General features: G+C 59.9%; 23 protein-coding genes. 14 read left to right on the forward strand and 9 right to left on the reverse strand.

The genetic code is table 11. The annotated features are described in order from the left end of the window. Window position 1: 1 nt before the first annotated feature. From LDL32_RS02940 to LDL32_RS02980, 9 genes are all read left to right on the forward strand, one after another. Window positions 2-628, forward strand: a complete 627-nt coding sequence (locus LDL32_RS02940) for a Crp/Fnr family transcriptional regulator (RefSeq protein ID WP_255673773.1) — start codon at window positions 2-4, stop codon at window positions 626-628. 23 nt (window positions 629-651) lie between these two features. Next, window positions 652-2,997 (forward strand): EAL domain-containing protein, encoded by a 2,346-nt coding sequence (locus tag LDL32_RS02945; protein ID WP_233064413.1) that lies wholly within the window; start codon window positions 652-654, stop codon window positions 2,995-2,997. 31 nt (window positions 2,998-3,028) lie between these two features. Further along, complete coding sequence (locus LDL32_RS02950) at window positions 3,029-4,771, forward strand: bifunctional diguanylate cyclase/phosphodiesterase (protein ID WP_233064414.1); 1,743 nt, start codon at window positions 3,029-3,031, stop codon at window positions 4,769-4,771. 6 nt (window positions 4,772-4,777) lie between these two features. Beyond that, window positions 4,778-5,194 carry an Rrf2 family transcriptional regulator gene (locus LDL32_RS02955; protein ID WP_233064415.1) on the forward strand — a complete coding sequence of 139 codons (417 nt, stop codon included), beginning with the start codon at window positions 4,778-4,780 and terminating at the stop codon, window positions 5,192-5,194. Between the two features lie 324 nt (window positions 5,195-5,518). Next, a complete protein-coding gene (locus LDL32_RS02960; RefSeq protein ID WP_233064416.1) occupies window positions 5,519-5,932 on the forward strand; it encodes an Rrf2 family transcriptional regulator in 414 nt (137 codons plus the stop codon). A gap of 655 nt (window positions 5,933-6,587) precedes the next feature. After that, complete coding sequence (locus LDL32_RS02965; RefSeq protein ID WP_048856220.1) at window positions 6,588-7,424, forward strand: IS5 family transposase; 837 nt, start codon at window positions 6,588-6,590, stop codon at window positions 7,422-7,424. A gap of 72 nt (window positions 7,425-7,496) precedes the next feature. Further along, a complete protein-coding gene (locus LDL32_RS02970; protein WP_233064417.1) occupies window positions 7,497-7,883 on the forward strand; it encodes a glycerol dehydrogenase in 387 nt (128 codons plus the stop codon). Between the two features lie 14 nt (window positions 7,884-7,897). Then, window positions 7,898-10,084, forward strand: a complete 2,187-nt coding sequence (locus LDL32_RS02975; protein WP_233068678.1) for a pyrroloquinoline quinone-dependent dehydrogenase — start codon at window positions 7,898-7,900, stop codon at window positions 10,082-10,084. A gap of 181 nt (window positions 10,085-10,265) precedes the next feature. Next, window positions 10,266-10,844, forward strand: a complete 579-nt coding sequence (locus LDL32_RS02980) for a DNA-3-methyladenine glycosylase I (protein ID WP_233064418.1) — start codon at window positions 10,266-10,268, stop codon at window positions 10,842-10,844. A gap of 263 nt (window positions 10,845-11,107) precedes the next feature. On the opposite strand, the gene LDL32_RS02985 is transcribed toward LDL32_RS02980, so the two are convergent. The 5 genes from LDL32_RS02985 to LDL32_RS03005 all read right to left on the reverse strand — a co-directional run bounded on the left by LDL32_RS02985 (window position 11,108) and on the right by LDL32_RS03005 (window position 13,326). Continuing rightward, window positions 11,108-11,500: a YidB family protein gene (locus LDL32_RS02985; RefSeq protein WP_233064419.1), complete on the reverse strand. Its 393-nt coding sequence runs from the start codon at window positions 11,498-11,500 to the stop codon at window positions 11,108-11,110. Between the two features lie 216 nt (window positions 11,501-11,716). Then, window positions 11,717-12,019 (reverse strand): hypothetical protein, encoded by a 303-nt coding sequence (locus LDL32_RS02990; RefSeq protein WP_233064420.1) that lies wholly within the window; start codon window positions 12,017-12,019, stop codon window positions 11,717-11,719. Between the two features lie 193 nt (window positions 12,020-12,212). Then, entirely contained in the window at window positions 12,213-12,461 is a 249-nt protein-coding gene (locus tag LDL32_RS02995; protein WP_233064422.1) for a hypothetical protein, read from the reverse strand. A 6-nt stretch (window positions 12,462-12,467) separates the two neighbouring features. Beyond that, window positions 12,468-12,782, reverse strand: a complete 315-nt coding sequence (locus LDL32_RS17920) for a DUF333 domain-containing protein (RefSeq protein ID WP_305069315.1) — start codon at window positions 12,780-12,782, stop codon at window positions 12,468-12,470. A gap of 148 nt (window positions 12,783-12,930) precedes the next feature. Then, a complete protein-coding gene (locus LDL32_RS03005; RefSeq protein ID WP_233064424.1) occupies window positions 12,931-13,326 on the reverse strand; it encodes a hypothetical protein in 396 nt (131 codons plus the stop codon). Window positions 13,327-13,408: 82 nt separating this feature from the next. Here LDL32_RS03005 and LDL32_RS03010 point away from each other — a divergent pair, with 82 nt between their 5' ends. From LDL32_RS03010 to LDL32_RS03025, 4 genes are all read left to right on the forward strand, one after another. Continuing rightward, the gene (locus LDL32_RS03010; protein ID WP_233064425.1) at window positions 13,409-15,367 is read left to right on the forward strand and encodes a triacylglycerol lipase; all 1,959 of its coding nucleotides are present in this window, start codon (window positions 13,409-13,411) and stop codon (window positions 15,365-15,367) included. After that, window positions 15,364-16,383 (forward strand): DUF4105 domain-containing protein, encoded by a 1,020-nt coding sequence (locus LDL32_RS03015; RefSeq protein ID WP_233064426.1) that lies wholly within the window; start codon window positions 15,364-15,366, stop codon window positions 16,381-16,383. The genes LDL32_RS03010 and LDL32_RS03015 overlap by 4 nt, the downstream gene beginning before the upstream one ends. 288 nt (window positions 16,384-16,671) lie before the next feature. Next, on the forward strand, window positions 16,672-17,052 hold the full coding sequence (locus LDL32_RS03020; RefSeq protein WP_233064427.1) for a hypothetical protein: 381 nt from the start codon (window positions 16,672-16,674) through the stop codon (window positions 17,050-17,052). A gap of 101 nt (window positions 17,053-17,153) precedes the next feature. Next, entirely contained in the window at window positions 17,154-18,218 is a 1,065-nt protein-coding gene (locus LDL32_RS03025; RefSeq protein ID WP_233064428.1) for an alkene reductase, read from the forward strand. A gap of 103 nt (window positions 18,219-18,321) precedes the next feature. On the opposite strand, the gene LDL32_RS03030 is transcribed toward LDL32_RS03025, so the two are convergent. After that, window positions 18,322-18,660: a tRNA-binding protein gene (locus LDL32_RS03030; RefSeq protein ID WP_233064429.1), complete on the reverse strand. Its 339-nt coding sequence runs from the start codon at window positions 18,658-18,660 to the stop codon at window positions 18,322-18,324. A gap of 7 nt (window positions 18,661-18,667) precedes the next feature. After that, window positions 18,668-19,663, reverse strand: a complete 996-nt coding sequence (locus tag LDL32_RS03035) for a DMT family transporter (protein ID WP_233064430.1) — start codon at window positions 19,661-19,663, stop codon at window positions 18,668-18,670. 91 nt (window positions 19,664-19,754) lie between these two features. On the opposite strand from LDL32_RS03035, the gene LDL32_RS03040 reads away from it, so the two are divergent. After that, window positions 19,755-20,255: an Lrp/AsnC family transcriptional regulator gene (locus tag LDL32_RS03040; RefSeq protein ID WP_233064431.1), complete on the forward strand. Its 501-nt coding sequence runs from the start codon at window positions 19,755-19,757 to the stop codon at window positions 20,253-20,255. A gap of 36 nt (window positions 20,256-20,291) precedes the next feature. Here the strand turns inward: LDL32_RS03040 and nhaA are convergent, their stop codons facing one another. Together nhaA and LDL32_RS03050 are read right to left on the reverse strand one after the other, a co-directional pair. Then, window positions 20,292-21,500, reverse strand: a complete 1,209-nt coding sequence (nhaA, locus tag LDL32_RS03045) for a Na+/H+ antiporter NhaA (protein WP_233064432.1) — start codon at window positions 21,498-21,500, stop codon at window positions 20,292-20,294. A gap of 71 nt (window positions 21,501-21,571) precedes the next feature. Beyond that, complete coding sequence (locus LDL32_RS03050) at window positions 21,572-22,000, reverse strand: DOPA 4,5-dioxygenase family protein (protein WP_233064433.1); 429 nt, start codon at window positions 21,998-22,000, stop codon at window positions 21,572-21,574. Window positions 22,001-22,015 lie beyond the last annotated feature (15 nt).

Genomic DNA, 22,015 nt, shown 5'->3' on the forward strand with positions numbered 1-22,015 from the left:
AATGTCTTTCTCGCAACTTCCCATTCCTACCGATGGACTGAAACGCAGTTTCTCGGAACGTCAGGAATTCATGACGGAAGATACACCCGCCAACGTGCATTTTCACGTTGTCAGCGGCGGTGCGCGCCTTTTCAAATCCCTGCCCGACGGGCGGCGGCAGATCATCGGTTTTGCCCATAAGGGTGATGTGCTGCCTGCCTATCCCTGTAACCGTTACCCCTATAGCGCCGAGGCCATGCGTGGCGTGCAGGTTACCTGCGTGCCCGCCTCGGTGCTGCACCATCTGCATGACACGTCGCCCGGTGCCTGCGCTGCATCGCTAAGGAGCGCACGCGACCTGCTGGTCGGCATGCATACCCGCCTGCTCATGCTGGGGCGGCAGACCGCACGTGAACGCCTGGCCGCTTTCCTGATCGGGCAGGGCACGCGCATGGGCACGACCGAGCTCTGGCCCGTCGATCCCGCCCTTTCACGTGCCGACATAGCCGATTTCCTTGGTCTGACAACCGAAACCGTAAGCCGTCTGCTCAGCACCTTCCACCGCGAGAAGCTCATTTCCCGTGAGCGCCGCGCCATCCACATTCTCGACCCGGACCGCCTGCGCGCGATCGTAGCCACCCCGGAATGATACCCAGGAAAGACACGACCCAGATGCCCCAGATCACAGCGCTCACGACCGAAATCCTGCTGCCTGCCCTTGAGCAGGCGATCGACGCCACCGTCATCATCGGGCAGGATAACGAGATCATATTCTACAATCAGGCCGCCGAGGCCCTGTGGGGTATTCCGCGCGAGGAAGTGCTGGGACGCAACGTGGACTGCCTGGTGCCGACCCGTCTGCGCCACGAGCATGACCGCTATATCGACCGCAACCGCGAGAGCGGCCACAACCGAATTGTCGGTACATCGCGTGAAGTGGAGTTCACCCGCGCGGATGGGGAGTACATATGTGGCGTGCTTTCCCTGTCCAAGGTGCAGATCGGGGAAGGGAGCAAGCGGCAGATCTACTACATGGGCGTGATGAAGAACGTCACGGAGGAAAGCCAGCGCCGCAAGATACTGATCCTGCAGAATGACGTGCTGCAGGCACTGGCCAGCGACATGCTGATCCAGGATATCGGCGAACTGATCTGCCGCAAGGTCGAAGCCTTCGTGCCCAATGCGGTCGCCGCCCTGCTGGTGCTGGATGATTCCCAGCCCTGGCGCGTGATCTGCACGCCAGCCCTGCCGCCGCGCATCCGCCATGCGCTGGAAACTACCGTACCCTCCCCATCCGATGTGGAGAAGCTGCAGGCCAATCCGTCCTATACCGGGCGGCTTGTGTGGGACAATTACCAGTCCATGTGCCGCTCGCTGGGGTTGCAGTCGTGCTATGCGGCGCCCTTACTGGCGGGTGACGGGCGGGTGACGGGCATTTTTTCCCTGTACCTGCGGGAGAACAACCAGTTGGGCGCCTGGCCCCAGCGGCTTGTCGGTGCGTGCCTGCCATTCTGCGCGCTGGCGCTGGAGCAGCATGCAACCAAAACCCATATGAGCCAGTTGGCCCGCTTTGATTCGCTTACCGGCCTGCTCAACCGTGGTGCGCTGCACCGTGTGATGGAAGACATGATTGCCCAGCCCGGCAACCAGACGCTGGCGATCTTCATGCTTGATATCGACCGCTTCCGCGATATCAATGACGCGCTTGGCCATGTCTATGCCGACCAGTTCCTGGTCGAGATTGCTGCCCGTATCCGCTCGATTGCCAAGGAGGATTATGTTCTCAGCCGCTCGGGTGGTGATGAATTCGTGATGGTGGTGCCCGATTGCGAAGGCGCGCGTATCGAGGAAATCGCGCGCAGCCTGCTTGAGACCATCGGCCACCCGCTCCAGATCGGGCAGAACACGCTTTCAATCTCGTGCAGCATCGGCATCAGCACGTTCCCCGCCAACGGGCCGGACAGTGAATCGCTGCTGAGCTACGCCGACACGGCCATGCGCCAGGCCAAGGAAGACGGGCGCGGCACATTCCGCTTCGCCAATCTGGAAAAGAACCAGGTGGCGCAGGACCGGCTGGTGCTGGGTTCGGCACTGCGTGATTCACTGGCACAGGGCATGCTGCAGTTGCACTACCAGCCGCAGGTCCGCACCTATACGCTGGAACTGAGCGGGGTGGAGGCACTGTCGCGCTGGCACCATCCCACGCTGGGCAACATCTATCCCTCGCGCTTCATTGCCGTGGCGGAAGAAACCGGGCAGATCGAGGCCATCGGCCGCTGGTCGCTGCTTGAAGCGTGTCGCCAGATCGTGAAATGGGATAGCGAGGGGGTATACGTGCCTACCGTGGCCGTCAACCTCTCCGCCGTGCATTTCCGCAACCGCGCGCTGCCCGAGCATATCGCGGCCCTGCTCAAGGACCACGATCTCAAGCCCGCGCGCCTTACGGTGGAAATCACCGAAAGCGTGATGATGGACAACAGCCGCGATACCGAGGAAGTGCTCCAGTCCATCCGCAACCTGGGCTGCGGGCTGTCGATGGATGATTTCGGCACCGGCTATTCCTCACTTTCGCGCCTCACGCGGCTGCCACTGACCGAGATCAAGATCGACCGCAGCTTCATCAACGACTTTGAATACGACACCAATGCCCAGGCCGTGACGATGGCCGTGATCGGCATCGGATCGCGTCTGGGCATGACCGTGGTGACCGAAGGCGTCGAGACCGAGCAGCAGCGTGACCTGCTGGAAAAACTGAACTGTGACGTGATGCAGGGCTACCTGTTCGCCAAGCCACTGGCGCCCCATGATCTGGAAGAATGGGTCCGTCGTGGCGGTGCACCCACCGTGATCCGTCAGATCGAGGCCGCACGGGGTGGCAAGGCCGCTCCCACCGCTGCGGCACCCAAGGCTGCTCCGGCACCCCAGACTGCCCCGGCGTCCGGGGAACCGGCTGCGGAAACCGGAAAAAAAGATGCGTCGACCGCCGCAGTGGCATCTGCAACCCCCAGCAAATCCTGACCCTTCAAGGCGACAGAGGGAGCCATAAGCCATGTCACTCAAACACGATGACCGCCTGCGCGCTCTAACCCACAAGGATTCCGATTTCTGGGCCGATGTGGTGGATAATGTGCTGATTGTGGCCATTACCGACGTGCGCGGCGTGATCACCTACGTGAACGACCGCTTTTGCGAAATCAGCCGCTACCCGCGTGAGGAACTGCTGGGGTCCACGCACCGGATCGTTAATTCCGGATATCATGACGCAAGCTTCTTCCGGCAGATGTACCGCACCATCCGCATGGGTGAGGTCTGGCGCGGCAATATCTGCAATCGCGCCAAGGACGGAACGCTGTACTGGGTTGCGACCACCATCATGCCCAAGCACAATTCGCTTGGCGCCATCGAGGGGTATGTGGCAACGCGCTTCGAAATAACGGAGCTCATGAACACCCGCGACCGCCTCAAGTCCCTTGCCGCGACCGATCCGTTGACAGGGCTGTTCAACCGCGGCGGCTTCAACAACGTGCTGCAGACGGCGGTGGAGCAGAAAGCGCAGAACATCACCCGTGAAATCATGCTGGTGATGTTCGATCTGGATGGATTCAAGCAGATCAATGACATCCACGGTCACCATGCGGGGGACGTGGTGCTCAAGGTGATTTCCAGCCGGCTGATGTCGCTTGTCAGCCCCGAAGACGCGGTATGCCGTCTGGGTGGAGACGAGTTCGCGCTGATCCTGAACCATACCCTGTCCAAAAAACCGCTACAGACCATACTTGACCAGCTTCTGGCCGAACTCGAGGCCCCGATCGAGGTCGGGAACACCATGGTCAACGTGTCCGGCAGCATAGGGGTCAGTCCTGTCGCAAGCCAGGAAAGTGCGGAATCACTGCAGAAAAACGCGGATATCGCGCTTTATGCCGCCAAGCGGGCGGGTGGCCACCAGGCGCGGATGTTTGATATCGCCCTGCACCAGCACGCACTGGAGCGCGCCCAGATCCTGACCGATGCCCGCACAGGGGTGGAAAAGGATCAGTTTGAACTTTATTACCAGCCGATCCTCAACCTTGCCACGGGCAAATGTGACCAGATCGAAGCGCTGCTGCGCTGGCATCACCCGCAGCGTGGGTTGCTGGCGGCGGAAAGCTTCCACGATGTGTTTCTTGATGCGGCGCTGGCCCAGGCCATGAGCCCCCGGCTGGTCAAGGCGTTCCAGAACGACATGCGGCTGTGGAACACCACGCTGGATACGTATCCCAACCTGACCATCAATCTTTCCCGGCTGGACCTGCTCAATATCGGATTCCAGAATGATCTGGAAGCGGAGATCCGGCGACAGGGGAGCAAGGCGTCGGATTACGTGCTGGAAGTATCCGAAAGCGTGCTGGCGGGACGCCGGTCGGACCGCGTGCTGCTACGCCTTCAGGAACTTGCGGCCATGGGTTTTCAGCTTACGCTGGATGATTTCGGTCTGGCGACGCTGCCGATTTCCGCCCTGCGTGAAATCCGTTTCACACAGGCGAAGATTTCGCGTCGGCTGGTTGGCGCGATCGAGCATGACATGCAGGCACGTAATGTGATTGCCCATCTGTGCGGTCTTGCCCATGCCTTCGGGCTGAGTGTGACCGTAAGCGGGGTCGAGACCAAGGGGCAGATGGACGTCCTGCGCACGATCGGGGTGGACCGGATTCAGGGCTTTTATATTTCACCGCCCATTTCTGCTGCGAATCTTGTGCTGGCGGAGCATATCTTTGCGCCAGATCATACCGAAATCACGTTACAGGCCTCATGAGGGGCCATGCGCCTTACACTCTATACCGATTATTCCATTCGCGCCCTGATTTACCTGGGACAGAACCCGGGCCGGCGGGTCGCGATCCAGGAAATTGCGGATACGCATCAGGTGTCACAAAATCACCTGGTGAAGGTTATCAATCGCCTGTCGGCCAACGGCGTGATTCTGGCGCGTCGTGGCCGTAACGGGGGTGTACAACTGGCTGTTGCGCCGCAGCAGATCATTATCGGTGATATCGTAAGACTGATGGAGTCAGACCTGTCGGCCATCGCGTCCTGTGTGCCAGGAGGTGGCCAGGCCTGCATACTGGCCGATGCCTGCCGGCTGCGGAAACTGTTTTCCAAGTCCATGGGCGCCTTCATGGCGGTGCTGGATCGCGTTACCTTACTTGATATATTGCATGACCATAAAAAAACATGATCACGCATTCCGGGTAACGTGACAGAAAAAGCCGGAATAATAATTCTGGCTTTTTTTTTTGTTGATTCCCTATATTCCGATTTTAAATGAATAATATGCTCAAAAATTAGGCAATAAATATACTATATGAAATAAATATGTTGCTACAGCGTCTAAATTCCTGTCATACTATCTATAAAATTCCTATCTTATGCTTTTTCTGTCTCGAGACCCTAATAGCAGGAACCCGATGCCCTTGATTCAACAGTACAGACCTCTGTTTGCAGCCGTCATGTCGGCGGTTGCAATGAATGGACACGGTACGGAGGCTACCAACAAGCCATCATGCGCCTGACCCTTCATACAGATTATGCCATCCGTGTTCTGGTCTATCTGGCGCGTAACCCCGAAAGAAGGGTGTCCGTACACGAAATTTCGGGTAGCCACGGTATTTCCCACAACCATCTGGTCAAGGTGGTCAATCGCCTGTCCAACAGCGGTGTGATACATGCACGCAGGGGCCGGTCGGGTGGATTGCAGTTACCGCGCCAGCCAAATGAAATCATTATTGGCGATATCGTACGCCTGATGGAAACGGACATGGATTCCGTTGTGATGTGCCAGCCCGAAAATGGCCAGCACTGCCTGCTGGCTGATATCTGTCGGCTGCGTCACCTGCTGGCACGATCGATGCATGCGTTTTTGCAGGTGCTGGACGAGACAACATTGCACGACATCCTGCCTGAGCATAAAGTCTAGCCCTAATGGCGTTGAACGGGGAAACCGTACGCCCATGTCTGTATACGCACATATACAGACATGGGCGTACGGTTCAGACCCGCAATGGCCATGCGCTGTAATTCTGGCACAACGGTGACCCACGATGACATAGCATAATGAAATCGGGCTTCTGCCGGTCCATGCCGGACATCCCGCATCTGCCTGCATGGCAGGGCGATGGAAACAATATTTTCCCCACGCGCGGCCCGGTTTCACTACCAATGCAGGCGCAATGATTACCATGCCCTATTCTTGGGCAATGCCCGGAATGTCCCGGCTATCCAGCCATGCCGGTCCAAGGTGTCATGTGTGTTCAGCCGCAGTCTTCCCGGACCTATAGCGTGGACAGACAGGCTGGAGCACCCTTCATCATATTGCATAAACGAAACGGTTTCCACATCATGCATCTGATGTAAAAATTAATGTTTTAATGTGCATCAATTGCAGATCTGGCGACTGAATGCGGAATGCTTCATGCTATTTTTTGGCGGAATACTGATGACGGCGTAACAATACTCATAAAGTCGTTACCGATCTCACGGTTTCGTTTTTTCACGTTTAGAGCCCGATCCGAAAGTTTTTGAACAATACCAGCCTGTTGTGATTCATCCGTCTTTGCAGAGAGATGGAGTGAATGGTGACATGGACTGGTATTGCCCGGCGCGAGTATAGCCGGGAAAGATTGCGATATCCATCGGACATGACGGACGGGGAGTGGACTTTGATCATGCCATTTGTGCCCCCGGCGAAACGGGGCGGTCGTCCGCGCACGACGGATATGCGCGAGGTGGTCAATGCGATGCTCTACATAGCCTCGGCCGGGTGTGCGTGGCGTCTGCTGCCGAAATGCTTTCCGCCGGTCTCGACCATCAGGCGCTATTTTTACGCCTGGCGTGATGCCGGAGTGTTCGAGGTCATGAATACGGTGCTGGTCATGAGCCTGCGCGAGATCGAGGGACGTGACGCCTCTCCGAGCGCGGGCGTGATTGACAGCCAGTCGGTGAAAACCACGGAAAGCGGCGGGATTTCGGGCTATGACGCGGGGAAGAAGGTCAAGGGCCGCAAGCGCCATATCGTGACGGATACCTGCGGCTTCCTGATCTTTCTCCTCGTTCATGCCGCTGATATCCAGGACCGTGATGGGGCCGTTGATGTTCTGGCAGCGATACGCAGGCGCTTTCCCTGGCTGCGCCACATCTTCGCTGATGGCGGCTATGCTGGCGACAAATTGCGATCCGCGCTCGCCTCCATGGGAAAATGGACCCTCGAAATCATCAGGCGGTCCGATACGGTGAAGGGTTTTCAGATCCTGCCGCGTCGCTGGGTGGTGGAACGGACATTCGCATGGCTGGGACGATGCAGGCGGCTCGCCAAAGATTGGGAACAATCCATTGCTTCCTCAACCGCATGGACATTGATCGCCTCAATCCGAATGCTCACACGACGGACAGCAAGGCATTGTCAGGGTTGAAAAACTTTCGGATCGGGCTCTTAGTGGGGGCGGGACTAGCCTCCGCAACATGATACTGGAGGAACATCCATCATGTCTGCTTTCGTAACGCCACAGACCCCCGCCGGATGGGCGACACTGGGTCTTGCGGTCATTGTCATCCTGCTGGGTCTGCCCCTGTTGTACATGGGTGCGGAACTCGCTTTTATTGGCGGGTCCTGGTACTACGTCATTGTCGGTCTTGCCGTAACGGCGGCGGGCATTCTCATGGCCATGGGCCGGGTGGCGGGTGGTCTGCTCTACCTTGCCGCAGTGGCCTTTACCTGGCTGTGGGCACTGTGGGAAGTGGGCTTTGACGGCTGGGGCCTGCTGCCCCGCGTGTTCGGTCCCACCCTGCTGGCCATTGGCGTGGCGCTGTGCCTGCCCGTTCTCCGGCGCGCGGAAGCCGCGCGTTCAACCCTTGTGCGGAAGGTCGCGTAATGTCCCGGACTCCGATGCTACGCAGCCTGCTGCTGGGTGCAACAATAATCACCAGTCTTTCCTGTGCCGCGGCTTACGCCCAGGTTCCACCTGCCGACCAGCCACCCGGGAATGGCAATGCAACCGTGCCACCCAGCCAGCCCACGCCGCCGACTGATGCATTTTCGGCACCGTCCCCCAATGCCCCGCAGGCGCCGGGTGTCAATGCCGCCAACATCCCTGACGGGCCGCCTGCCGAACCCAGCGAGGCCACGCCCATGGTCGAGCAGGTCGTGACCAACCCCGCCCATGATGACTGGCCCGGCTATGCGCGTGATGACAGGGCTACGCGCTACTCCCCGCTGGACCAGATCACACCGGCCAATATCAGCCACCTCAAGCGTGCGTTCATCTATCACACCGGCAGCAAGCCGGGGCCGGGGCAGGTGAACAAGTGGGCGGCCGAAACCACGCCCATCAAGGTTGGCGACGGGATGTACATGTGTTCCGCGCTGAATGACATGATGCGCATCGACCCCGCCACGGGCAAGGAAATCTGGCACTTCCACGCCAACGAGAAATACGAGAGCATTCCCTATACGGCGGCGTGCAAGGCAGTTGTGTATTACACGTCCTCCACCGTGCCCGAAGGCGAGCACTGCCACCACCGCATCCTTGAGGCCACGCTTGATGAACGTCTGATCGAGGTGGACAGCGAGGACGGCAAGGTGTGCGAGGGCTTTGGCTGGCACGGCATGGTCAACCTGATGAAGGGGATGGGTGAGTCCGTGCCCGGTTTCGTGGCCGAGACCGCGCCGCCGCCAATCGTCAATGGTGCCATCATCACCAACCAGGAAATCCTCGATGGCCAGCGCCGCTGGGCACCGTCGGGCGTGATCCGTGGTTATGATGCCGAAACCGGGCGCTTCCTGTGGGCATGGGACGTCAACCGCCCGCATGAACATGGCGAGCCAAAGGAAGGCGAGCATTACAGCCGTGGCACCCCCAATTCCTGGGCCGCGATGATTGGTGACAATGCACTGGGGCTGGTTTACGTGCCCACCGGCAACTCCGCCGCCGATTATTACAGCGCGATGCGTTCACCGGAAGAAAACAAGGTCTCCTCCGCCGTTGTCGCCATCGACGTTAAAACGGGCGAGCCGCGCTGGGTGTTCCAGACCGTGCACAAGGATGTGTGGGACTACGACATCGGTTCCCAGCCCACGCTGATGGACTTCACCAAGCCTGATGGCAGCAGTGTTCCGGCACTGATCATGCCCACCAAGCGTGGCCAGACCTTCGTTCTCGACCGCCGCACGGGTGAGCCGGTGCTGCCGGTGGAAGAACGGCCCGCGCCCTCGCCGGGCATGGTGCCGGGCGATACACGCTCGCCCACGCAGCCGTGGTCGGTTGGCATGCCGCGACTGGGTTTTGCCCCGCTCAAGGAATCCGACATGTGGGGTATGTCCCCCATCGATCAGCTGTACTGCCGTCTGAAATACCGTCGCGCACATTACGTGGGTGAGTTCACGCCGCCGAGCATCGACAAGCCCTGGCTGGAATATCCCGGCTATAACGGCGGGTCCGACTGGGGCAGCGTTGCCTATGATGAAAAGACCGGCATCCTGATCGCCAACTGGAACAATACGCCGATGTATGACCAGCTGGTCAGCCGCAAGAAGGCCGACACGCTGGGCCTGATGCCGGTGGACGACCCCAACTACAAGCCCGGCGGCGGCGGTGCCGAGGGTGCAGGCGCCATGGCCGAGACGCCATATGGCATCGTGGTCTCGCCATTCTGGGATGAATATACGGGCATGATGTGCAACCGCCCGCCCTATGGCATGATCACCGCCATCGACATGCATACGCAGAAAGTGCTGTGGCAGCATCCGCTGGGCAGTGCGCGCGCCAACGGTCCGTTCGGCCTGCCGACACACCTGCCGCTGACCATTGGCACGCCCAACAATGGCGGCCCGGTCATTACGGCCGGTGGTCTGATCTTTGTTGCGGCCACGACCGACAACATGATCCATGCCTTCGATATCCATACCGGCAAGGAAGTGTGGAACGACGTGCTGCCCGGTGGCGGCCAGGCCACGCCCATGACGTATGAGTACAAGGGCAAGCAGTATGTCGCCATCATGGCCGGTGGCCACCACTTCATGATGACCCCGGTGACGGATGACCTTGTGGTCTATGCGCTGGATAACGTGAACTGATCCGATCCCCCTGCGGGATTAGGGAACCGGGGCCGTATCATGCGGCCCCGGTTTTTTTGTGCGTATGAAAAACGTATAAAAGTTTTTGGATGCCGCCTTTTTTCAAAAAGGCGGCGTTCTCTGAAGCTTTTTGGAAAAAGCTTCACCAAAAACTTTTATTCTTTTTATTATGGATTATTACATGGCCATTACTCCCGCACCTGACCCCACCCGCCCGCGCTGCGCCTGGGCGCAGGCGGATGCGATGATGATGGCCTATCATGATTATGAATGGGGCCAGCCCGTGCATGACAGCCGATTACTGTGGGAAATGCTGGTGCTGGAAAGCTTTCAGGCCGGGTTGTCATGGCGCACGGTGCTGCGGCGGCGCGAAGGGCTGCGCGCCGCCTTTGCCGGTTTTGACCCCGACCGCGTGGCCCGTTTTGATGAAACCGATGAAGCCCGCCTGATGGCCGACCCGCGTATCATCCGTGCCCGCGCCAAGATCCGCGCCACCATAGGCAATGCCCGCGCCTATGTGACCATGCGCGACGGGGGCGAGGACTTTGCCACCTTTGCCTGGGACATGGTGCCGGATGCGCCGGTGCGCAACCTGTCGGGGCGCGTGCTAGCATCTTCGGCCCTGTCCGCTGTCATGGCGGCAGCCCTGCGCGCACGGGGGTTCCGGTTTGTGGGGCCAGTCATTGCCTATGCATGGATGCAGGCGGCAGGCATGGTGCATGACCATGAACCGGGCTGTTTCTGCCATCCTTCCAGCTGAAGCCGGACCATGCCGCGGTAAGGGAAAGGTCGCATGGCTTCATATGCATTGAGGCATAAAGGCCTGATCATGATGATCTGAATGAAATTCGAACGGTACGGAAAATATTGTCCTGACCGAAAAAACCATGTGCGCGTCACTCTGGATGGTAGCCCCACGAAAAAAAAGCCCGCCGCCCGACGGGTGGAACCCCGTGCGGACAGACAGGCCAGGTCTGATCCATGATGACCGTTTACATACCCGGGTGGGGCTGGGGTTACGCCCTACTGAACCTGTTGCGCGGACCTGCTTGCCTGCGCGGTCACGGCCCGATGCCGTATGGCCATGGGCAGCATTTCACGCAGGATGTTCATTGCAGCGGGTTCCGACAGTCCGGTCTGGGTGGAAAACCGCTCGATCTCCGCGGGCCTGAACAGCGCATGGATCGTGCTTTCATCGGTGGGCGGGTTCTGGTCGTGCTCCTGCCACGCGCGTATGACGGGAAGCATGCCGGCATCTTCAGCACGGTTTTCAAGCATGCTAGGATGCTCGGGGGCGGGCAGGGGGCCAAGTATGTCATTCAGGACCGACAGCGCGCCGGAACGGTCACCCTGTGCACCGGTCAGGAAATCACCGATACGGGTGGTGATGTGGGCTATATTACGCGAAATGGCCATGTCGAGCCTCCTGTAACAATAGCGGAATATGTGATGACGACGGAACACGATCCCGGGGCTTTATGACCCGCATGGTGTTCCGGCATGCGGGCGGGTGGCAGCGGTCCAACGCGGCCTGCTGCCTGCCGGTTTACCACCCTCTGCCGATGTCTGAACACATTGTCGTGACGGTGCGCACAGGCCCGGTATGCTGTCGATGGCCTGCTTCCGTACGGTCTACCGGGGTACGGAGCCCTGTCCCGTGGGGGTGCGGGCAGGGGATGTGGCGCTGGCGGTACGATCAGGAGTGTGGTCGGTGCTGGCCGCCGTTTTCTCGGCAGAGCAGGAAATGCAGGCATCTTCCCCGATCTTGCCGCTACATGCGGAAAGGGACAGTGCAATACCTGCGGACAGCGCAAGAACAGCGAGGCGGATATGTACGGGCAGGATGACTGCAGGCTGGCGGGGCATGAACAGGGGCGGCACGTCTTCCTCCATCTGATATGCCCACGAAACGGGCAGCCTGGGGCCGGGTTGCATTTCGCGTCAGACGCAAGATCGCGACATCCCGGCAATCCGCCGCAATCCGGGCTCTCTGGCCTAGGTGCACCAGTGCACGCCACCATTGTGCATAACAGGCACAGCACGTAAAGGCGCCATGCGGACAGGATGGAACGGCGGTCATACCCGCTATATTCCGGTTACCTGTCCCGCCAGCATGAACAGGGAGACGTCACCGCATTGTACCGACATCCGCATGGTGACGCGGCACGATAAGCCATCCCGCCACATGGCTGCCCGGTGGCAGGCGGCATGTGCCGACACGGCCATTGTCGCTTACCTGCCACGCCCCGCCGCGTCGGGCGCAATCCTGCCGTGGTGGCAGGTCGCGGGCCATCAGGGTATCCGTGCAGCCGCCAAGGACTGGCGACATGAGCACAAACACCATCACCCATGGCCTGCAGGTCCGGTCACGGGTCATGGTGCGTTACGGGGTGGGCGCGGAATGGCTGCTGCGGAACAGCGACCATTCCTCCACCACCGTACCGTCAGGCAGGTGGCACCAGCCGGTCACGCCCTGTTCCGTGCGGCGCATCTCTAGCGTACCGCCGCGCTGCTGGCAGTAAACCGATGCAGGATTGGCCATGCCGATGCGCCGCGTGTCGGACTGCGCCGGACCCGGCTTCGGGCTGGCGGGGGTGTGCCGCGCAGGTCCGCATGCCCCCAGCATGACGGACAGGGCAAGGCCGATGATCTGCAGGCCATGCTCTGCACGCGGCGTGAAACGGGGAAAAAAGCTCATGTCATCTTACCTGCATTGTCCGTAGCTGCCATGTGCCCGACAGGTAACAGCAATTCACGCCTGCCGCCATAGCGGGCGGGATTGCCGGGGTATATCAGCAACCGTGATTCCTGTCCTGCCGGCTGGCGGGGCAGACAACACGATGGGGTTATCCGGACCCGTGCCGGGGCATGCGGGGAAAGATGCCATCCGGTTCGTGATGAGGCATTCCCGATACGGTTGGGGCCGGGATCGCGGGATCATCCAGCGCATTCTGCAGCGCCACATCGTAGCCCAGCCTGTGCAGCATGATGTCGAGGTTGACGCGGTCCATCACCGCGCTGTGGGTCAGGCGCGGCTGGCCGTTGGCATCGTACCACATGATCCAGAACATGGTGCCCTCCGGTCCGGCTACATATTCCAGCCATAGCGTATCTCCCGTATCGGGGCGGGTGACCAGGGGCGCTGTCAGTACGCTGCCACGCACATGGCCCGCGCCATGGGGATGGCCCTGTGCTGTATCGGTACGATAGCGGGCATTGGCGCAGGTAAAGGGTGTATGCATGGTTGCATATCATGCCCGGCATTGATGGCCATATGTCAACACCATCTTCCCTATGACGCAAACAGATGCTTAACCTGCCAGCATGAAATGGACCGAAACGGGCACACGCCTTGTCATCACTGCCCGCATGGGCCGTGCCGCACGCATCGCCACCCTTGTGGCGATGGCGGGACTGGCGGGGTGCGCCGGGCCGGTTACGGTAAGGCAGGTCTCGCTGGTGCACAGCTACCGTGTGAGTACGCGCACCGCGCTGCAGGGGGGCGCCCCCAGCGACAATACGCTGATCGTGCTGCGCCGTCATGCGCTGCTTGGCCAGTGGCGCAGGCAACCGGACCAGGCCATTGCCACCCTGCGCATGCAGGCCACAGGCCATGATGACACGGCGGACGTGCTGTTCGCGCTGGCCGAACTCAGCTACAGGCAGGGCCTGCGGCATCATCACAGGCAGGATTTCCTTGCCGCGGCACTTTATGCCTATGCCTACCTGCAGCCCGGGCAGGGGGGGACCCCAGGCATGTATGACCCGCGTTTTCGCCAGGCCTGCGACCTGTACAATCTGGGACTGACCGCTACCTTTGGCGCCCCGGTCACAATTGCGGACCAGACCCTTGCACTGCCCTTTGGTACGATCGACGTGGTTGCCGACCGCGCACAACTGCGCTGGCATGACCGCGTACTGGATAACATCCGGCCCACCGCCACGATGGGGGTGGAGGGGATCAACAATATCTATCGCACCCCAGGCCTGGGAGAGGCGCTGACCGCGCAGGCCAGCCCCGCGCTACCAGCCACTACACCCACACCGGCACGGGACGACCCGGAAGCAACACCTGATGGCAGCTTCAGCGTGGCCCCAAAACTGCGCCTGCCTGCCAGCCTGCTGTTGGAACTGGACAATCCGCGTATGCAGGTGCTGGGCACGCAGCTGCATGGACGGCTGGTGCTGCGTGTCATGGACCAGGACACCAGTACCACACCCATCGGCACGGCGCAGGTGCCCACCGCATATGACCAGACCACGGCGCGGGCGCTCAGCCTGGTCGATACCGCACTGGGGACCAAGGAATATCGTGGATTCTTTGATGGCACGACCTTTGACGGAACACATCCGCGCCTGGTTGCCATGAATCCGCACCGGCGGGGCAGCATGCCGGTCATATTCGTGCATGGCACGGCGTCCAGCCCATATCGCTGGGCCAACATGGTCAATGACCTGCTGGAAGAACCGGCCATACGCGACCATTTCGACTTCTGGTTTTTTTCCTACGCCACATCAAATCCCATACCATATTCCGCTTGGCAGCTAAGGCATGCGATCACCCAGGCGGTGGCACGGCTGGGTGGCGTATCGGCCGATCCGGCGCTGGGGCACATCACGCTGGTTGGCCACAGTCAGGGCGGCCTGCTGGCGCGCATGCTGGTGATCGACCCGGGTGAGAGGCTGTGGGAAGGCACGGCGGGCCGCCCGCTTTCGTCCTTCCATCTCAATGCCGATACGCGCGCACTGGTGGAAAAGACGATGTTTCCCACCGCCATGCCCGAGATCCAGCGCGTGGTCTTCATATCCACCCCCCAGCATGGCAGCTATCTTGCGGGCCTGTCGGTCGCGCGCCTGATCGGCAGCATGGCCAGCCTGCCGTTCAGCGTGACCGAGACGGCACGCGAACTGGTCACCAGCCCGGCTGGGGACAGCACCCACCTGCGCAACCGGATTCCCCGGCTGGGCAGTGTATATGCCATGTCGCCCCGCAGCGCGTTCATGCGCACGCTGCCCACCATTCCCATCGTGCCGGACGTGCATACCCATTCCATCATACCGGTATGCGGCGACCCGCATGATCTCGCTCATGCCAATGACGGCGTGGTTTCATATGAAAGTGCGCACATACCCGGTGTTGAATCCGAACTGGTTGTCCGCAATTCGGAACATTCCACCCAGTCCAACCCTGTAACCATAGCCGAGGTGGAACGCATCCTGCTGGAACAGCTTGCTGCCAACCCGGCACCATCCACCACATCCATACGGCCAACGGGACGATGAGGCCGCACCATTCCGGCCATGCGGGATTATGGGCCGGACGGGTCGTGACCGCCATTGGCACGGCATTGGGCACGGCGGCGCTGTATTATTCTACAATCCTGCCCGACATGCTGCGCGTGGGGCTGTCCATCGCTTTTCCTGCCTGTATTGCCGCAGCAGGGTGGCTGCGACCCGCATGGGCACGCCATGGCGTGCGTGCTGTAATGACGGCAGCGGTGGGAGCATGGTACGTAACCGACCCGCCACGCAACGACCGTATCTGGGCGCAGGAATATGCAGTCCCCGCCGATACGTGGCGGGAGGGCAATATGGTCCACGTCCATGACGTACGCAATTTCCGTTACCGCACGACCAGCGATTACCTGCCTGCGTGGTACGATGCCACCTATGACCTGAACGGGCTGGACAGCGTTGATCTTGTTACCTCCTACTGGGCGGGAGAGAACATTGCCCACGTATTCCTGAGCTTCGGCTTCAGCGATGGGCAGCATCTCGCCATTTCCATCGAGACACGCCGGCAGGCGCGTTTTCCCTATTCCACCATCGCGGGCTTTTTCCATCATTACGAACTGTTCTATGTTACGGCCGATGAACGTGACCTGATTGGCGTGCGTACCGATGTCCGTCATGAACGTGTCTACCTGTACCGGCTGGACCTGCAGCCCGACGTACGCACACGACTGTTCCTGAGTTATGTGTCCGCCATTCATGACATCACGCGCCATCCGGTCTGGTACAATACCCTGACCGATAACTGCACGACCGGCATCCTGGCCCGCGCCGGGGCCAGACTGCGCTACCGGTTTGACTGGCGCGTGATTCTGAGCGGCCATACCGCCGACCTGGCCTATGACATGGGCCTGCTCGGCCCGTACGACCCCACCCGCTATCCGACTTATGACGCGCTGCATGCCGCAAGCCGCATCAACCGCCCGCCCGATGCCGTGATCGGGATGGATTATTCCACCGCCATACGCCTGCATCTGCCTGCGCCAGAGGGGCCGGGTGCGCCGTGATGCCTATTGCAATGAGTGTTGTATAAATATCACACAATACCACACATCCCGATCGGAACGGAACTGCCAGTTTGACAACATTCCTTGTTATATAAAAGAATTTTTAAAGATTAATAACGAATGCATCTTATGGTGCGTCACGACAATTCCGGGTTTGTAAGAAAAAATTACAGTGCGGGAATTTTGGACTGGATTTTCGACACGATGGAATATATCTCCAGATCGGTAATATAAATAAAAATCATATTTATATACATTCATATTATACCGAATATCGGAGTATTGATTATGAACAGAATTTCAATTGCAGCCTGCCTTGGTGCGGTACTTCTGGTGTCGGGCTGTGCATCGTCCGGAAATACCTCCATCCGGCACGAGACAAGTGAAAGCATCGACCAGAAAATTCATGATGACCAGACCACCAAAGAGCAGGTCCGGACCATGTTCGGTGACCCGCTGAACACCAGCTTCACCGATAGTGGCCACGAGATCTGGAAATATGATTTTGTGACATCGCACGCCAACGGCACGAATTTCATCCCGTATTATGGCGCGTTCTCCAGCGGGTCGCACGGGCAGCAGAAAAGCCTGACCATCATCTTCAACAAGGATGTCGTCTGGCATCACACCCTGTCCTCTTCCGCCGTCAAGAGCCACCAGGGACTTTAAGCTCTCCGGCCGCGCTTCCATGGGCGCCCTTGGGGCGTGGCTTGCGGCAGGGCTGGAATAGGGTCATCATCTTCGCAATAATATCTGTGGAGAGAACACCCATGCCAACCCTGTTCACCCCGCTCAAGGTCGGTGCGCTCACGCTGCCAAATCGCGTTATCATGGCGCTGCTGACCCGCCTGCGTTCGGGCAGTACCCACATTCCCAACGACCTGATGGCTACCTATTACGCCCAGCGCGCGCTGGCTGGGCTGATCCTATCGGAAGCGACCCCCGTCACGCCGCAGGGCATCGGTTATGAGGACGTGCCCGGCATCTGGACGACCGAACAGGCGGAAGGGTGGAAAAAGGTTACATCCGCCGTGCATGACGTCGGCGGACGCATCTTCCTCCAGCTATGGCATGTGGGGCGGATTTCGGATCCGTATTTCCTGAATGGGGAAGCGCCCGTCGCCCCCAGCGCCATTGCAGCGAAGGGGCATGTCAGCTTACTGCGCCCCAAGCGTGACTATGTCACCCCCCGCGCGCTGGAAACCGCCGAAATCGCAGGTATCGTGGCAGCCTTCCGCCGTGGAGCCGAACTGGCGAAGGTCGCGAATTTCGATGGTGTCGAAATCCATGGCGCCAATGGCTACCTGCTGGACCAGTTCCTGCAGGATTCAACCAACCACCGCACCGATCAGTATGGCGGTACGATCGAAAACCGCGCCCGGCTGATGCTGGAAGTCACCGATGCCGCGATTGACGTGTGGGGGGCGGACCGGGTGGGCATGCACCTTTCGCCACGTTGTGACCTGCATGACATGGGGGATTCCAACCCTGCCGCCACATTTGGCTATGTGGCGGGGGAACTGGGCAGACGCGGCATTGCCTTCATCTGTGCGCGTGAGGCCGAGGGACCGGACAGCCTTGGCCCGCAGCTTAAAAAACAGTTTGGCGGCGTATATATTGCCAATGAAAAATTCACCCCGGCCGCAGCCGAGAAAGCGGTGGAAGAGGGCAGGGCGGATGCAATAGCGTTCGGCCAGGCCTTCATAGCCAACCCCGACCTGCCCGAACGCCTGCGCGCGGGTGCTGAACTGACGCCGCCTGATCCCACCACGTTCTATACCCATGGGGCCGAAGGATATATCGACTATCCCACGCTGGGTGAAGCGGGAGACTGAACCCGATCCGAACCCCATGGGCTGCCGGGTCCTGCCCTGTGGCAGCCCATGGGAGGTCAGGGATCGTTCCGGTCGTGATCTTCGCTAGGCAGATATTCCTTACCTAGAATAAGCGGCTTCCGTCGGGAACTCTTCTTTCCGGACTGACCAGCACGACATGCCTGTGCTCATCGGCAAAGCCAAGGGTCAGTACTTCTGAAATGAAAGGGCCGATCTGGCGCGGCGCAAGATTGACGACACAGGCAACCTGCCGGCCCATCAGCGTTTCTGCGTCATACAGATCGGTAATCTGGGCGCTGGACCGCTTGCTGCCAATCTGTGGTCCAAGATCAATGGTCAGTTTCCACGCAGGTTTGCGTGCCTGCGGAAAGGGCTGCACGTCCGTGATCGTACCAACACGGATGTCAACCTTGGTAAAGTCATCAATGGAAATCGTGTCCATTCTTTTTCTATACTCCATTTTCTGCCAGGGATTCGGAAGTGTTACGGCGTCCGGACACGCGTCTGTGGTGAACGGAAACGCATGTCAGGACACTCAGAACAATCAGGACAAAGGCCGCCATCTCAAGCGGGCGTGGCCAGCGATCTTCCCACAGGCACCCATAGATCAGTGCAAACAGGGTCTCGAACAGGATCATCTGCCCTGTCATGGTAAGGGGGACAAGGCGGCTCATCCGGTTCCAGAAGGCATTGCCAAAAATCGAGGCCGTGATGGCAAGCGTGATTGCAACCAGTGCAAACCATTCCCATTCGCCAGGATCGTGATGGCTGCCATGGATCAGGAATGCAGCCGGTACCAGAAGAACGGCCTGCGCCCCGGTCATCAGGCCTGTCAGCAGGTTCCAGTCATCAACGGAAATATCTGACAGGCGCATAAGGCAGCGGCTGTTGCCCACGGTATAGCTCGTCCATGACGCCAGTGCCATAACGGCAAACACAAGGCCAGTGACGGACTGGCCGGTTGCCCCCGGCGAGGCCACGGCCTGCCACCCGATGCAGATCGCACCGCCCGCGCACAGAAGCAGCGAAGGCGCAAGGGCAGCCAGTGAAACCGCCCCCCTGTCCCGGCTGCCGACAATGGTTACGACGACGGGCAGAAAACCCATGACAAGTGATGTCAGGGCAATGCCACCGGTTCGCACTGCCATGGACAGCAGGATGTAGTACAGCGTGTTTCCAAGCAGGGACAGCCAGAACAGGGCAAACCAGTCGTGTCGATCCAGACCGGAAACAAGTCTGCGCCAGCGCGGCGCGGCAAGTACGGCGGCAATGACGCCGTAAGCCAGGTACCGACCGGTAGAGAGCTGTAGCGGTGTAAACGCCCGGACCAGTTCGGGAGCCAGCATGATCAGGCCCCACAGGGCGCCTGCGCCAGCGCCCCACATCATCCCCAACGGAATATTATGGACAGAACCGGGCTGGTCTGTTGTTTCCGCCGCTGTCATAATGTGATTCTCCCTGCCTGGAGAAACATATCATCGGAAAAGTGAGTTTTGTGCTCTTGATTCATACTCCAAATGCAACAAAAAATCACTCATGAAAAAAAATCCCCCTCCACGCACCCTGGATACGTTTGACCGCGCCATCCTGCGGATCATCCAGCACGACAATAAAATGCCACAGCGGCAGATTGCCGCGCAGGTAAACCTTTCCGCTGCCGCCGTACAGCGCCGCATTGCCATGATGGAAAAAGCAGGGATTATCGTCAGTAACAGTGCAGTCGTGGATGTCAATGCGGTCCGGATGAACATTACCGCGATTGTCGAGGTGCATCTGACGGACGAACGCCTGCAGACGGTTGACAATGCCAAGACCCTGTTTCGGGCCGCGCCGGAAGTACAGCAATGTTATTATGTAACAGGCGGCATCAGCTTCATGCTGATTATCGTCTCGCAGGACATGACATCATATGAAAAAACGACACGCCGCCTTTTTGCACAAAATGAATCCGTGGAGAGCTACCGCACCCTTATCGCCCTGGATCGCGTCAAATCCGGTAGTGACATAATCATCCCATCAGGGGATTGCCCGGGGTAACCATCAGGCACGGAATGAAGAGGGGCCTGCTGCCATTTACGGCCGCCCCGCCATGGTTCCGGCACGGGATGGATAAAGCACGAAGCGCAGCCAGACCCAGCCCCCCAGCGCGGACAGGACAGAGCCTGCGAATATTCCTGCCTTCGCGGTCATGAGCATTTCCGGTGCGGCGAATGCCTGACCTGCGATGAACAGGCTGATGGTAAAGCCAATGCCGCACAGCATGCACAGTCCGGACAGCATGCCCATGGGCATGGTAGCCGGCAGGCTGGCAAGCTTCAGCCGGGCGGCAAGCAGGGTTGCGCCAAAGACGCCCACGGGCTTGCCCACCACCAGTCCGAGCATGATCCCCAATGGCACGGGAGCCAGCAGCAGTCCGGGCCGCGTACCGGCCAGTGAAACCCCGACATTCATGAACCCGAACAGCGGCAGTACCAGCCATGTAACGAACGGGGCCAGTGCACGTGTCACCCGCTCGGAGGGGGAGCGGTGGCCGGACCGTGCGGTGGCAGGCAGGCAGGCTCCGGCAATCACGCCCGCAAGCGTCGGCTGCAGGCCCGAACCCAGTAGCGCGCCCCACAGGATGATCCAGCCTGGCACATAAACCCGCAGGACACGTGTTCCCGCCCGGCTGGCTGCAACCAGCGCCGCCGTGACAAGGATGGCCGCCAGCACGGCGGGCCAGTAAGGCGCGGAACCATAGAACAGGGCAATCACGATAATGCCAAGCACATCATCAAAAATGGCCAGCGTCATGAGCCATGTTCTCGCCGCCGCGGATACGCGCGCACCAAGGGCAAGAATGATCGGCAGGGTAAAGGCGGCATCGGTCGCAACCGGGATGGCCCAGCCCCGCATTGCCGGTCCGTGGCCCCATGTCACGCCCAGATAGATCAGCGCGGGCATGATCATTCCCCCCACGGCACCAACAAGTGGCAGGGCCACAAGTCGGGGAGATGACAGGTGTCCGTCCGCCATTTCCTTTCTGATTTCAAGAATGACCAGCAGAAAGAACAGTGCCATCAGGCCGTCCGATACCCATCCATTCAGGGTTGTGGGCCCGTGTGCCCCCAGCATGGCAAGCCGCATCGGTAATGTTACCATGGCCCGGTAGGTTCCGGCCCATGGCCCGTTGGCCATGACAAACCCGGCCAGTGAAGCCAGAAGCAGCGCCAGCGCGCCCCCGGCGGGTGACGAGACAAGAAACCGGATATGCCGGTTCCAGGCTGTGCGGAGCTGGATCATGCCCTTACCTTGCAGCCTTCCTCCCGTATGGCAAGAAGCCTGCATGGCAGGAACGGGCGTGCCGCGTTCTTTCAGATGATCGCGGTGTCCTCGGGCTGGGTGTTCACTTCCCCTGCCTGGTCGGGTTCATCCGTATGATCGGGCAGGCGATCGGCCAGCAGGGCGCGGGGACGGCCAATCCACAGGCCGTCGCGCAGGTGATCGCGCCGGGGATTGGTGGTGGATGGATGGATGAGAATGCTCAGCCCCGCATGGTTGAGCATGAGCCATGGGACGAGCCGGGCGAATATATCGCGCCCAAAGGCGATCTGGTACATGGGAGCGACATGTGGCCCGACCGCGGTTTCATGCCACCTTCCCAGCCTTACGGCAAAGCGGGCCGCAATCTGCTCGCGCAGCTGGGCCGCCATGTCACGCGCCCGCGTGCCATCAAAATAGACATGGGCGTGATAGCTTGCGATTTCGGACAGGGGACGGGGGGATGGCAGGCGTTCAATCATGCGGTCGGGCTTCCG

The sequence above is a fragment of the Komagataeibacter sp. FNDCF1 genome (genome assembly GCF_021295335.1).
Classification (GTDB): domain Bacteria; phylum Pseudomonadota; class Alphaproteobacteria; order Acetobacterales; family Acetobacteraceae; genus Komagataeibacter.

Coding starts and splice junctions, on each gene's coding strand:
- LDL32_RS02940 (WP_255673773.1), top strand. CDS start 2: ATGTCTTTCTCGCAACTTCCCATTCCTACCGATGGACTGAAACGCAGT.
- LDL32_RS02945 (WP_233064413.1), top strand. CDS start 652: ATGCCCCAGATCACAGCGCTCACGACCGAAATCCTGCTGCCTGCCCTT.
- LDL32_RS02950 (WP_233064414.1), top strand. CDS start 3,029: ATGTCACTCAAACACGATGACCGCCTGCGCGCTCTAACCCACAAGGAT.
- LDL32_RS02955 (WP_233064415.1), top strand. CDS start 4,778: ATGCGCCTTACACTCTATACCGATTATTCCATTCGCGCCCTGATTTAC.
- LDL32_RS02960 (WP_233064416.1), top strand. CDS start 5,519: ATGCGCCTGACCCTTCATACAGATTATGCCATCCGTGTTCTGGTCTAT.
- LDL32_RS02965 (WP_048856220.1), top strand. CDS start 6,588: ATGGTGACATGGACTGGTATTGCCCGGCGCGAGTATAGCCGGGAAAGA.
- LDL32_RS02970 (WP_233064417.1), top strand. CDS start 7,497: ATGTCTGCTTTCGTAACGCCACAGACCCCCGCCGGATGGGCGACACTG.
- LDL32_RS02975 (WP_233068678.1), top strand. CDS start 7,898: ATGCTACGCAGCCTGCTGCTGGGTGCAACAATAATCACCAGTCTTTCC.
- LDL32_RS02980 (WP_233064418.1), top strand. CDS start 10,266: ATGGCCATTACTCCCGCACCTGACCCCACCCGCCCGCGCTGCGCCTGG.
- LDL32_RS02985 (WP_233064419.1), bottom strand. CDS start 11,500: ATGGCCATTTCGCGTAATATAGCCCACATCACCACCCGTATCGGTGAT.
- LDL32_RS02990 (WP_233064420.1), bottom strand. CDS start 12,019: ATGCAACCCGGCCCCAGGCTGCCCGTTTCGTGGGCATATCAGATGGAG.
- LDL32_RS02995 (WP_233064422.1), bottom strand. CDS start 12,461: ATGACCCGTGACCGGACCTGCAGGCCATGGGTGATGGTGTTTGTGCTC.
- LDL32_RS17920 (WP_305069315.1), bottom strand. CDS start 12,782: ATGAGCTTTTTTCCCCGTTTCACGCCGCGTGCAGAGCATGGCCTGCAG.
- LDL32_RS03005 (WP_233064424.1), bottom strand. CDS start 13,326: ATGCATACACCCTTTACCTGCGCCAATGCCCGCTATCGTACCGATACA.
- LDL32_RS03010 (WP_233064425.1), top strand. CDS start 13,409: ATGAAATGGACCGAAACGGGCACACGCCTTGTCATCACTGCCCGCATG.
- LDL32_RS03015 (WP_233064426.1), top strand. CDS start 15,364: ATGAGGCCGCACCATTCCGGCCATGCGGGATTATGGGCCGGACGGGTC.
- LDL32_RS03020 (WP_233064427.1), top strand. CDS start 16,672: ATGAACAGAATTTCAATTGCAGCCTGCCTTGGTGCGGTACTTCTGGTG.
- LDL32_RS03025 (WP_233064428.1), top strand. CDS start 17,154: ATGCCAACCCTGTTCACCCCGCTCAAGGTCGGTGCGCTCACGCTGCCA.
- LDL32_RS03030 (WP_233064429.1), bottom strand. CDS start 18,660: ATGGACACGATTTCCATTGATGACTTTACCAAGGTTGACATCCGTGTT.
- LDL32_RS03035 (WP_233064430.1), bottom strand. CDS start 19,663: ATGACAGCGGCGGAAACAACAGACCAGCCCGGTTCTGTCCATAATATT.
- LDL32_RS03040 (WP_233064431.1), top strand. CDS start 19,755: ATGAAAAAAAATCCCCCTCCACGCACCCTGGATACGTTTGACCGCGCC.
- nhaA (WP_233064432.1), bottom strand. CDS start 21,500: ATGATCCAGCTCCGCACAGCCTGGAACCGGCATATCCGGTTTCTTGTC.
- LDL32_RS03050 (WP_233064433.1), bottom strand. CDS start 22,000: ATGATTGAACGCCTGCCATCCCCCCGTCCCCTGTCCGAAATCGCAAGC.